Genomic DNA, 10,918 nt, shown 5'->3' with positions numbered 1-10,918 from the left:
GGTGGTTCGCAGGGCTTGGTCGAGCCCGCAATAGAGCATCACGACCTGAAGCAATTGCGCCGGCGTCTTGAGCTTGCGCGGGCGTGCGAATGCCTTGAACTCACGCGCCATCGTCGCGTACTCGGGTGGCACTTCCTTCAGAAACGCTTCAAACGCAAGATCGACGGGCTGAGGGGCGTGGAGCATGGCAGCAAAAAGCTAACACATCGCACCTCTCCACTGATTTTCAAGGGCTTGTCGGCTATGTTGGCGCTTATGGGTGTTGACCCCCAGTTGGGTCTGGCCAAAGATGCCGGGATAGTCTCCGTCGATGCGTTGGCTCAAATCCCCCTTGGCCAGGGCGTCCGTCACCCGCATGACGTCATGCAACCCAGCGCGGGTGATGCCGGTCATCTGGTTGATCAGTTCGGCAAGCTCGCGCGCGACGCCCTGTTGCTGGGCGATGTCGAGCCGCTCGTCGAAGTCGCCCCGCGTCGCCTTGCCGACGATGTTCTTGATGCCGACCAGCAGGATGCGCAAGGCCTCCTGCATGATCTGGAGCGCCCGCAGGAGCTGGGTGATTTCGTCGTTGCCGGTGACCGCGATGGTCCCGGACAAATCCCCGGCCGCGATCGCCTCGGCCACCCGCACCGCCCGGCCGATGGGCTGGATGACGCCGCGCAGCACCAGGACCGAAACCAACCCCAGCATGGCGAGGACGACGATCAGGACCACCCCCTGAAAGAGCCAGGCAAGCGTCGTCAGCCGCGCGCGCTCGGCCTCCGCAGCGGCAATCCGGGTGACGATGGAGGCATCGATCCCCCGCTCCTGCTCGCGTAGTTGACCGAGCCGCTGCGCGCCCTCCTCGGTGCGGTTTTCCAGGTACACAGAATTCACAGCGACCATGGCGGCGAAGTAGTCCTGGAACGGAGTGTGCAGCCCCTCGCCGTCTGGCCCCAGGCGGGCGATCAAGCCATCCGCGCGTCGCGCGACCTGGGCGATCTCGATCGCCATGGCTTCCTCGCGGGTCAGGATGCCGGTCTGGACCCGCGCGGCGATTTCGCGCACCGCCGAGCCGATCTCCAACAGGGCGCGCTCATCCGCCGCCACGCCCTGGCGTTTCAGGTCGAAGGCGAACAGGACCGACAGCAGGGCCAGCACGAGGATTCCCAGCAGGGCATAGGGGGCAATCATCTTCTTGGTCAGCGTCATGTGCATGGTCTACTCTACTCTTCAGCGGTCGCCGACCGGCAAAAAACCGAGTAACTTCACCACCGCCTGACCCTCACCGCTCAGGGCGAGCGCCAGAAAGGCCGCGACGGTCGGCGTCGCCTCACGGTAGACGAGATTCAGTGGCCGCACGATCGGGTAGCGCCGCTCGCGGATGGCCGCGTCGGACGGCTCCACGCCGTCCAGGGTGAGCACCTTGACCGGCAGACCGGCTTCGGCCATGGCGCGGGCCGTTCCGACCGACACATAGCCGATGGCGCCGGGCAAACCGCCGACCAGGGTCAGCGATTCCAGATTCGAGCCGATGACATAGGCATCCTTGGTGATCAACGGCTTGTCGGTCTGCTCGCGATCCGGGCTTTGCAGTCCCGTAAAGTGCTCGAAGAGTTCGATCGTGCTGCGTCCGACCTCCTTGGTCACCCGCACCACGGCGAGATCCGGACCACCCAGTGCTGACCAGTTCGTGATCTTGCCGGTGTAGAGTTCGATGAGCTGGGATTTGGTGAGTTGGGTCAGCGGGTTGTCCTGGTTGACGATGATCGCCAGGGCATCCATCGCGATGACGGTGTTCTTGAGTTCGGTCTGTTCCGACGCCTTGAGCTCGCGCGACACCATACCGATCTGACTGGTCCCGGCGAGGGTATTCTTGACCCCGGCCCCGCTGCCGCCGCCGGCGAGTTGGACGGCTTCCCCGCCGTGCTGGGTAAAAAGCGGAATCAGACGCTCGACCACCGGCTGAACCGTGCTGGCCCCCGAGATGTCCAGCGCCCAGACCAGTGGCGCGGCGAACGTCAGCGCGACCACGCGTGTCAGATGGAATGCGAAGCTGTTGGTAATCCTCACGCCTTGTTTTCTCCTCAGCGATTGACGACAGATCCAAACCAGGCCGTGAAGACGCACCAGGCCAATGATCCGGTTGGCATGTCCGGCAGGCATGGCAGTATAAAGGCCAAACGCCAGATTCCGATCTGGATACACCGACTCCGTGATCGACTGGGCGCTTGTCGGTCACGCCGACGGATCGATGTTGAATCCTGGACGAAGCCATTGCACACACGCTCCACTCTGAACAGCCCCGCTCCCGCCTGCCTGCTTGCCGCCTGGTCGACCCACGAGGCCGAACTGCGCGGCTATCTGCGTCACCGTCTGAACGATCCCCAGGACGCCGAAGATCTGCTGCACGACGCTTTCCTCAAGGTGTTGCAGCAAGGCCGGCGTTTCTGCGCAGTCGCGAACCCGCGCGCCTGGCTGTTCCAGGTGACGCGCAACACGCTCACCGACCGGTTTCGAGCGCACCGCACGCACCTCACGCTGCCGGACGATCTCCCCGCCTCGGCCAGCGCGACACCTGCCCCAGTGGACGACCTCCACCAGTGTCTGCCCCGAGTGCTCGCGGAGCTGTCCGAGACCGACCGGTTCGCCCTGACCCTGTGCGACATCGAGGGTCAGTCCCAACAAGTCCTGGCCGACCGGCTGGGGATCTCGCTGCCCGGCGCCAAGTCGCGCGTCCAGCGGGCGCGCGCCCGCTTGCAGCAACGTTTAGTGGAAGCCTGTCAGGTGCGCTTCGATGAGGAAGGGCGGGTCTGCTGCTTCACGCCGCGTGGGCCGGAGTAACCGCGTATCCGGTGGTACTCTGCGCCACCGCACGATCGACCAGGTATCGGGTGACATCGCGCGACAGTGTTCGAGTCACCTGGGTGAGTCGAGCCAATGGCCAACATCGGCCATTAGCGCCCAATCGCAATCATCGGAGGATCCTCACATGCCGCACGCCCTTTCCCGCTCGTTCTCGTCGCGCTGGCTGACCGCGCTACTGCTTTTGGGACTCTCGGCCTTGCCCGCCCTCGCCAGTCCATCCTTCCTGGTCGATGCCGACTGGCTCGCTGGGCATCTCGACGACGAGAACCTCATCGTGCTGGAGGTCCGCTATCACCCGCACCGCTATTTCACCGTCGGCCATATCCCGGGCGCGGTTCAGGTGCAGCGTTTCAAGGATCTCGGCGACAACCAGGCCAGCCCCATCATGCGCTTCCCCTCCCGCTCCGCCTTCCAGGAGACCCTGCGCGGTTGGGGCGTGAACGACGACTCCCTGCTGGTCCTCTATGACGACTCCAGCACCGCGCTCACCTCCCGCCTCTACTATCTGCTGGAGCTGTACGGGTTCGACATGCAGAAGGTCAAGATTCTCAACGGCGGCACACTCGAATGGACCGGATTCAACGAGCTGACCAAGGAGCCCACTCCAGCCCGCCCGCGCGGCTCGGTGACCCTCAAGGACGCCAATCCCGACCTCTTCGTCGAATGGACCCAGGTCTATGACGACGTGGTCTCGCGCCGCGATCCCAAGGTCATCCTGATCGATGCCCGTCCCCACGACATGTATACCGGCGAGGTGATCCGCCATGCGATCCAGGGCGGACACATCCCCGGCGCGGTCAATCGCGTGAGTCTGGATGGGGTGGACGGCCAAACCGGCAAGTGGCGCGACGAGGCTACGCTGGCGACGCTCTATGCGTCCATCCCCAAGGACAAGCGCCTCTACGTCTACTGTCACGACGGCTTCCGCATGAGCCTGGCCTATCTCCAGCTCAAGTCGCTGGGCTACCGCGACGTGCGGCTCTACAACGGCGGCTGGTCGCACTGGGGCAACGAGCTGACCCTGCCGGTGGTCGAGGGACCGGAGCCGCTGGGAGGCGACTTCGCGCTTTAGGCGCCTGATGCCCTGCAACAGGGGTTGTGGATCTTTTTTGCGTCCGCGAACGCACCATCGCCGGGAGAGCTGTCTTGAACCACGCCGAACACTATCACCAGGCTCCCCAAGCGTTCAATCGTGCCTTTGCCATCGGCATTGGTCTCAATCTGTTGTATGTGGCCGTGGAGGCTTTCTACGGTTGGCGGGTCGACTCACTGGCGCTGCTGGCCGATGCGGGTCACAACCTCTCCGACGTCGGTGGACTCGCGCTGGCGTGGGGGGCGACGCTGGCCGGTCGCCTCCGGGCCAATGCCCGTCATACCTATGGTTGGCGGCGCGCCTCGATCCTCGCGGCCTTCGCCAACGCCACGGTGTTGCTGGTGGCCATGGGCTCGCTGCTGTGGGAGGCCGTCCACCGGCTGCAAGCACCCGCACCGACCGCAGGCGTGACCATCATGGTCATTGCCGCCATCGGGGTGGTCGTCAACGGCATCACCGCCGCTTTGTTCATGTCCGGGCGTAAATCCGACCTCAACCTGCGCGGCGCCTTCCTGCACATGGCGGCGGATGCGCTGGTGTCGCTGGGGGTGGTCGCGGCCGGCGCGCTCTATCTGTGGACCGCCTGGAGTTGGCTGGACCCGGCGACCAGCATGGTCATCGCCTTGGTTATCGTGATCGGCACCTGGGGCTTGTTCCGGCAGTCCCTGCATCTGCTGTTCGACGGGGTGCCGGAGCAGGTGGACCTGCCCGCCGTCGCCGCCTGGCTGCGCGAGCGCCCCGGCGTGACCGACATCCATGACCTGCACATCTGGGCCATCAGTACCACCGAGACCGCCCTGAGTGTCCACCTCGTCATGCCGAATGGCCATCCCGGCGACGCCTTTCTGAGCGAGACGGCGACGGCGCTTCATGCGCACTTCGATATCGATCACCCCACGATGCAGATCGAGATCGGTCGGCCCGAGGGCGGCTGCGCCCATCCGACAACCTGCCCGGGACTGTCCTGAGCGATCCGTCCGCGATGACCGGGAGATGCCCGGTTGCGGCGGCGCTTAGGTGCGATAGCGAACGGACGTGCGGGCCGCCGCACGTCGATCATCACAATCGTTGATCAAGCCCAGCGGGCGGGCCAACGGACGGCTGCGCCCATCGGCTGACCTGCCGGGACCGCCCCGCAACGTACCTGCGGTTGGCTGGGGTGCATCCTTTTGCCGTCGCCTTCGTCTCCTTTCATGTCGCGGGCCATCCGCTGTTTTCCACAACCTATTTCGAGGATGTCTCACCCATGATCGAAGCCAAGGATTTCTATGAACACGGCCTGGCCCTGCACGGCCACAAATGCCCGGCGATGCCGATGGGTCTGCGCATCGGCGCGGCGGCACTCAACGCCCTGGGAGTGGAGCGGGCGGCGGACGGTCAGCTCCTCGCCCTGGTGGAACTCGGCGAGGACCACTGCGCCACCTGCTTCGCCGATGGCGTGCAGATGGTCACCGGCTGCACCTTCGGCAAGGGCAACATCAAGAAGCTGCACTACGGCAAGTGGGGCGTGACCCTGATCGAGGGTGCCACCGGGCGGGCGGTGCGGGTCACCCCGACGGCGGAGGCGATGCTGGCCAACAAGCAAACCGCCTTCTTCAAGGACTATCGGGAGAAAGGGATCCCGGCATCACAAGTCCCCTTGGAGGTGGTCCAGCCGCTGGTCGATCGGGTCATGAGCGCACCCGCCGACCAACTCCTGAGCGTCGGCCCGGTGTTCGAGCATCCGGTCGAGCGGCATCGCCATTCCTTCGACGGTCTGGTCTGCGACGCCTGCGGTGAGATGGTGGTCGAGGGCTACGCCCGCCTGGCGGGCGAGCAACGGGTCTGCATCCCCTGCCACGAGCAGCTCACCGGGATCCGTGAACCGCGGACCACCTCATGACCCTGCTCGTCATCGCCGGTCTGCTGACCTTCGCCCTGACGACGCTCTTCAGCATGGCTGGGGTGGGTGCGGCCCTGATCCTGATCCCGGTCTTCCTGGCCTTCGGGATCGAGTTGCACACCGCCATGGCCACTGCCCTGCTGCTCAACGCGGTGGGGATGTCGGTCGCCTCCATCGCCTTTGTGCGCAAGGGGCTGGTGGAATGGCGGCTGGTCCTGCCGATGCTGGTGCTGGCGGTCGGGTTGTCGCCGGTCGGGGTTTGGACCGCCCACGGCCTGGATCGCAGCCTGCTGTTGTGGCTGTTCGTGGGCTTTCTGGTCTTCGCCGCAGCGATGATGGTGTTGTACCAGCCCAAACCGCGCGCGACCCGCGCGTCGCTGGCGACCACCCTCGCGCTGGGCCTGCCGGTGGGCGGTGTGGCCGGCTTCATCGGCGGCCTACTCGGGGTGGGTGGCGGCAACATCATCGTCCCGGCCCTGGTGGCGTCCGGCCTGGAGCCCAAACGGGCCTCGGCCAGCGCCTCCTTCGTCGTGATCTTTGCCTCCATCAGTGGCTTTCTGGCCCATGTCCAGGTCGCGCGCATCGACACCGCCCTGCTCGTTGTCACCGCGCTGGCGACGATGGGCGGCGCGGCGTTGGGTGCCTGGCTGGCGACCGAACGCCTGTCGGCCGCGCAGTTGAAGCGCGCCATTGCCCTGGTCCTGATCGCGGTCGCCGTCAAGACGGCGTGGGATCTGCTGTGACCGCGATGCGGCTCTGGTGCGACATGGCGCATTGACCCTTTCTCTGAACGATTCATCCCTGAATCAGGAACCTGAACATGAACGATGACCGTCAAACCCTCCTCAAGGCGCTCGAATTCCATGGTCACCGCTGCTGGGCAAGTGTGGCCGGTGTCCGAGTGGGGCTCGCCGCCCTGCGGGTCCTGGAGGTGAAGCGCTCCGGCGGACGCCAGCTCCACGCCTTCGTCGAGATCGGCGAGGACCACGGCGGCATGTGCTTCGGCGACGGGGTGCAGTCCGCGACCGGCTGCACCCTGGGCAAGGGTAATCTGGAGAAGACCCCCTACGGCAAGCTCGCGGTCACCGTCATCGAGCGGGCGAGCAACCGGGCGATCCGAGTCAGCTACAAGCCGACCCTGCAAAAGCAGATCGGCGCCTCTGCCTTCATGACCAAGCGCGGTCAGGGGATCGAACCGGACGACATCCCCGAGGCCGAGCAACTGGAGCTGGTCGATCTGATCTGGAATGCCCCGGAGGCAGACATCCTGACCCTCGGCGAGGTCTTTCAGTTCGAGCGCGACTGGCTGCCGGAGGTGATAGGCTTCGTGCCGTGCGGCGCCTGTGGCGAGCTGACCGCGAAGGCCTATCTGCGGGTAGTGGGTGAGAAGCACGTCTGCATCCCCTGCTCCGGGTATGAGCGATGAGCGCATCATGAGCGCGAACACCTCGACCGAGCCGGGCGGACTCGCAACCGCCGACGTCGCCCGGCGCCTGGCGCCTGGCCGAGGACGGCCCCAATGCCCTGCCCGGAGGGCAGCGGCGCAGCCTGCTCACCATCGCTTGGGAGACGGCGCGGGAGCCGATGTTTCTGCTGCTGCTCACCGCCGGCACGCTGTATCTCATCTTCGGCGAATTGCAGGAAGGGCTGATCCTGTTCGGCTTCGTCCTGGTCACGCTCGGGTTGACGCTCGATCAAGAGGGCAAGGCCGAGCGGGCGATCACGACCTGGCCGAACGGGTTTGATTCGCCGACGGCACCATTGAGGCGGCGTCTGACGGCGATCATCGCACGCTCGCGTAACGTCCAGTCCCGCGGCTCCCCGCTCCAGCGTATCGCGATGATATCGCTTTCGTCACATACTATCGCCACGCCACAAAACCATCCAGACTGCTCACACCCTTGAGCACCGCGCCAAGACATCAATATAATCAACTGAATTATAAAGCAATTAATAAGAAAATAGGTCGTGAACGCTGGAGCAATCCGCCTAGCCGTCACAAAGCTTCACTTGCCTATATATATGCCTGAGAATATATAATCGAAAAACTGGTGACGCGCGGCGACTTCCAGTCCAGACCCGCCCCTTGCGACCCCGCGTCTTCGCTCTCATCCGCTCACAGCCAATAGCCTCCCAACCATGAACGACAAGCCCTTAAACATGCTCTTCCTCTGTACCGGCAATTCCGCGCGCAGCATTCTTGCCGAACGTCTCATCGAGCGCTGGGGCGCGGGCCGCTTTCGCGGTTTCAGCGCCGGTAGCCATCCCAAAGGGGAGGTGCATCCGCTGGCGCTGGAGATCCTCGGTCGCAACAACTTTCTGACCGACGGACTGCGCAGTAAGGACTGGGCGGAGTTTGCCCAACCCGACGCGCCGGCGATGGATTTCGTGATCACGGTCTGCGACAAGGCGAAGGGCGAGATGTGTCCGATCTGGCCCGGCCAGCCGATGATCGCCCATTGGGGCATCGAAGATCCCGCCGCCGTGGAAGGCGATGAGCTGACCCGGCTCAACGCCTTTCGTACCGCGATGCGCGAGTTGGAGAACCGTATCAAGATCTTCGTCGCCCTGCCCTTTGCCTCATTGGATCGACTGAAGCTCCAGCGTGAGCTCGACCGCATCGGCGAGCACTGAGCCGTCTAAGAGTCTTGACAGGGTCGCCTGGCTGTCACCCAAGACTCACCAAACGATCACATTCCACTGCGATGATGTGTGGTGTTGCTCCTCATTCGATCAACCGTCCGGAGAATCCGATGTCCTCATTCGCCCCATCGTTCACCCGATTCATGAGGTCCGTGCTCTGGCTCGGCCTCGTCCTGTCGTTACCGAGTGCGCACGCGGGCGGGCCTGTGTTCGAGATCCACCCGCCCGGTGCGACCCAGTCACTGACCGGCGCCGGCTCCACCTTCGCCGCCCCGATCATTCAGCAATGGATGAAGATCTACAGCGGGCAGCACCCGGATCTCGCCCTGAGCTACGCGGTGGTCGGCAGTGGCGAAGGGATTGATCGCTTCCTCGCTGGAGAGGTCGACATCGGTGCGACGGACGCGCCGCTCACGCCCGAGGAGCGGGCCAAGGTCGCGGGCAACGTCGTCCAGATTCCGGTCACGGCGGGCATGATCGCCATCACCTACAATCTGCCCGGCGTGCAGGGTCCGCTGAATCTGCCACGGGACGTCTACCCCGACATCTTTCTGGACAAGATCAGTCGCTGGGACGATCCGCGCATCGCGGCGGCCAATCCCGGGGTGAACCTGCCTCACAAGCTGATCCAGGTCGTTGCGCGACTGGACAGCAGCGGCACGACTTTCGCCTTCACCAATCATCTCGCGGCCGTCAGCCCGGCCTGGGCGGCGGGGCCTGGCGTCGGCAAACGCCTCGACTGGCCGGGTGGGGCCATGGTCGCGCGCGGCAACGAAGGGGTTGCCCAACGTATCAAGCTCACGGAGGGATCGATCGGCTATGTCGAATCCGGTTTCGCAGAACGGCTCCGGCTCCCGCTCGCCTGGCTGGAAAATCGCGCCGGCGGTTTCATCGCCCCCAATGTCGAGACCGGGCAGCGCGCCCTGACCGGCGGCTCGGACGCCCTCCCGGAGACACTCGACGTCGTGATCACCGACCCCGAGGGCACGCGCTCCTATCCGATCGTGACCTACACCTGGCTGCTGCTGCACCGTCAGTACCAGGATCCCGCCAAGGCCGAGGCCGTCAAGGCCATGGTCCGCTGGATCCTGACCGACGGCCAGGGCCAAGCGGAAGCGCTACGCTACGTCCCCCTGCCGGAGAACATCGCGCAGGCCGCACTCATCAAGCTCGACAGTCTCGATCGCTAGCCCGGCACGCGGGCTCTGGCACCAAGCCGCCCAGCGCCCCGCGCTGGGCGACCTGCCCATCCCCGAACGGTCGACCGGCAAGCCAACCCCGCGTGGGCTGGACCGCGTTGGTCTGACCGTCCGAGGGCCGTACCTCCCCCGATTGAAGCCCTGCTCCACGGCGATCAGGCATCCGTCCATGGCTCCCGCCACGCGCCTTAAGCGTGTCTCGAAACGACGATCGTGACGACCGGAAGATAATCCGGTCGCGGGCTCGCGCACGTCCCATGCATCCTTTTCGCTCCCGCTTCGTCTTCACTCCTAATCAAGCCGCGCATCCGATCCAACCATGACCCAAGCCACGACCACCGACCAACCCCGCCTCGCCTCCTGGCTGGCGGGCCTGCCCATCGCCGCTGCCCTCTGGGTGCTGCTCTACAGCTATCTGACCGAGATCGCCGATCTGGCAATCGGCGCGCTGGGCCTGACCCGCGCGACCCCTCTCGGCGAGGCGGTGCATTTCTTTCTCTACGACACCCCCAAGGTGCTGCTCCTGCTGACCGGCATCGTCTTCGTGATGGGCGTGATCCAGACCTTTTTCGCCCCGGAGCGCACCCGCGCCCTGCTGACCGGGCGGCGGCTGGGGGTGGGCAACGCCATGGCCGCCTCGCTCGGCATCGTCACGCCCTTCTGCTCCTGCTCGGCGGTGCCGCTCTTCATCGGCTTTCTCTCCGCTGGGGTGCCGCTCGGCATCACTTTCTCCTTCCTGATCGCCGCGCCCATGGTGAACGAGGTGGCGTTGGCGCTGCTGCTCGGGCTGTTCGGCTGGAAGGTGGCGCTGCTTTATCTGGGGCTGGGGCTGCTCGTGGCCATCGTCGCCGGGCTGATCATCGGCGAGCTGAAAATGGAGCGCCATCTGGAGGACTGGGTGCGGGCGATCCACTTGGGCGAGGCGACGGGCACGGTCGGACAGACCTATCCCTGGCCGGAACGCCTGGCGGCCGGGCTCAAACATGTGCGCGAGATCGTCGGTCGCGTCTGGCCCTATGTGCTGCTCGGTATCGGGCTCGGCGCGCTGATCCACGGCTATGTGCCGGAGGACTTCATGGCCGCCTTCATGGGCCGCGATGTCTGGTGGGCGGTCCCGGCGGCGGTGGTGCTCGGGGTGCCCATGTACACCAACGCGGCCGGCATCATCCCCATCGTCGAGGCGCTGATCGGCAAGGGCGCGGCGCTCGGCACCACACTGGCCTTCATGATGAGCGTCATCGCGCTCTCCGCCCC

At 65.2% G+C, this 10,918-nt stretch carries 13 protein-coding genes; 10 read left to right on the top strand and 3 right to left on the bottom strand.

Annotated elements, in window-relative coordinates; genetic code table 11:
• The 3 genes from QZY07_RS26120 to QZY07_RS26110 form a co-directional block, all read right to left on the bottom strand.
• Positions 1-186 (bottom strand): hypothetical protein (locus tag QZY07_RS26120; RefSeq protein WP_295409152.1); only part of this gene is annotated, 186 nt, incomplete at its 3' end.
• A 12-nt stretch (positions 187-198) separates the two neighbouring features.
• Positions 199-1,197 carry a HAMP domain-containing protein gene (locus tag QZY07_RS26115; protein WP_295409150.1) on the bottom strand — a complete coding sequence of 333 codons (999 nt, stop codon included), beginning with the start codon at positions 1,195-1,197 and terminating at the stop codon, positions 199-201.
• A gap of 15 nt (positions 1,198-1,212) precedes the next feature.
• Complete coding sequence (locus tag QZY07_RS26110; RefSeq protein WP_295409148.1) at positions 1,213-2,052, bottom strand: phosphate ABC transporter substrate-binding protein; 840 nt, start codon at positions 2,050-2,052, stop codon at positions 1,213-1,215.
• Positions 2,053-2,256: 204 nt separating this feature from the next.
• Between QZY07_RS26110 and sigZ the strand changes: the two genes are divergently transcribed.
• The 10 genes from sigZ to QZY07_RS26060 all read left to right on the top strand — a co-directional run.
• Positions 2,257-2,823 carry an RNA polymerase sigma factor SigZ gene (gene sigZ / locus QZY07_RS26105; RefSeq protein WP_295409146.1) on the top strand — a complete coding sequence of 189 codons (567 nt, stop codon included), beginning with the start codon at positions 2,257-2,259 and terminating at the stop codon, positions 2,821-2,823.
• Positions 2,824-2,971: 148 nt separating this feature from the next.
• Complete coding sequence (locus tag QZY07_RS26100) at positions 2,972-3,919, top strand: rhodanese-like domain-containing protein (protein WP_295409144.1); 948 nt, start codon at positions 2,972-2,974, stop codon at positions 3,917-3,919.
• A 74-nt stretch (positions 3,920-3,993) separates the two neighbouring features.
• The gene (locus QZY07_RS26095) at positions 3,994-4,908 is read left to right on the top strand and encodes a cation diffusion facilitator family transporter (RefSeq protein ID WP_295409143.1); all 915 of its coding nucleotides are present in this window, start codon (positions 3,994-3,996) and stop codon (positions 4,906-4,908) included.
• A gap of 191 nt (positions 4,909-5,099) precedes the next feature.
• Positions 5,100-5,822, top strand: a complete 723-nt coding sequence (locus tag QZY07_RS26090) for an FmdE family protein (protein ID WP_295409141.1) — start codon at positions 5,100-5,102, stop codon at positions 5,820-5,822.
• Positions 5,819-6,565 (top strand): sulfite exporter TauE/SafE family protein, encoded by a 747-nt coding sequence (locus QZY07_RS26085; protein WP_295409139.1) that lies wholly within the window; start codon positions 5,819-5,821, stop codon positions 6,563-6,565. Before QZY07_RS26090 ends, QZY07_RS26085 begins: the two co-directional genes overlap by 4 nt.
• Positions 6,566-6,642: 77 nt before the next feature.
• Entirely contained in the window at positions 6,643-7,248 is a 606-nt protein-coding gene (locus tag QZY07_RS26080) for an FmdE family protein (protein ID WP_295409137.1), read from the top strand.
• 74 nt (positions 7,249-7,322) lie between these two features.
• A complete protein-coding gene (locus tag QZY07_RS26075) occupies positions 7,323-7,727 on the top strand; it encodes a cation-transporting P-type ATPase (protein ID WP_295409154.1) in 405 nt (134 codons plus the stop codon).
• A 234-nt stretch (positions 7,728-7,961) separates the two neighbouring features.
• Entirely contained in the window at positions 7,962-8,456 is a 495-nt protein-coding gene (locus QZY07_RS26070; RefSeq protein WP_295409135.1) for an arsenate reductase ArsC, read from the top strand.
• A gap of 119 nt (positions 8,457-8,575) precedes the next feature.
• On the top strand, positions 8,576-9,655 hold the full coding sequence (gene pstS / locus QZY07_RS26065) for a phosphate ABC transporter substrate-binding protein PstS (RefSeq protein ID WP_295409133.1): 1,080 nt from the start codon (positions 8,576-8,578) through the stop codon (positions 9,653-9,655).
• Positions 9,656-9,983: 328 nt separating this feature from the next.
• On the top strand, positions 9,984-10,918 hold a 935-nt coding region (locus tag QZY07_RS26060), incomplete at its 3' end, for a permease (RefSeq protein WP_295409131.1).

The sequence above is a fragment of the uncultured Thiocystis sp. genome (assembly GCF_903866365.1).
Taxonomy (GTDB): domain Bacteria; phylum Pseudomonadota; class Gammaproteobacteria; order Chromatiales; family Chromatiaceae; genus Chromatium.
Note: the sequence above shows the minus strand (reverse complement) of the source record. Positions and strands in the feature narration are given on the sequence as shown.

What these genes read in the sequence shown, in the direction of transcription:
- QZY07_RS26085 (WP_295409139.1), top strand. Translation starts at nt 5,819, where the DNA reads ATGACCCTGCTCGTCATCGCCGGTCTGCTGACCTTCGCCCTGACGACG.
- QZY07_RS26070 (WP_295409135.1), top strand. Translation starts at nt 7,962, where the DNA reads ATGAACGACAAGCCCTTAAACATGCTCTTCCTCTGTACCGGCAATTCC.
- QZY07_RS26115 (WP_295409150.1), bottom strand. Translation starts at nt 1,197, where the DNA reads ATGCACATGACGCTGACCAAGAAGATGATTGCCCCCTATGCCCTGCTG.
- pstS (WP_295409133.1), top strand. Translation starts at nt 8,576, where the DNA reads ATGTCCTCATTCGCCCCATCGTTCACCCGATTCATGAGGTCCGTGCTC.
- QZY07_RS26080 (WP_295409137.1), top strand. Translation starts at nt 6,643, where the DNA reads ATGAACGATGACCGTCAAACCCTCCTCAAGGCGCTCGAATTCCATGGT.
- QZY07_RS26100 (WP_295409144.1), top strand. Translation starts at nt 2,972, where the DNA reads ATGCCGCACGCCCTTTCCCGCTCGTTCTCGTCGCGCTGGCTGACCGCG.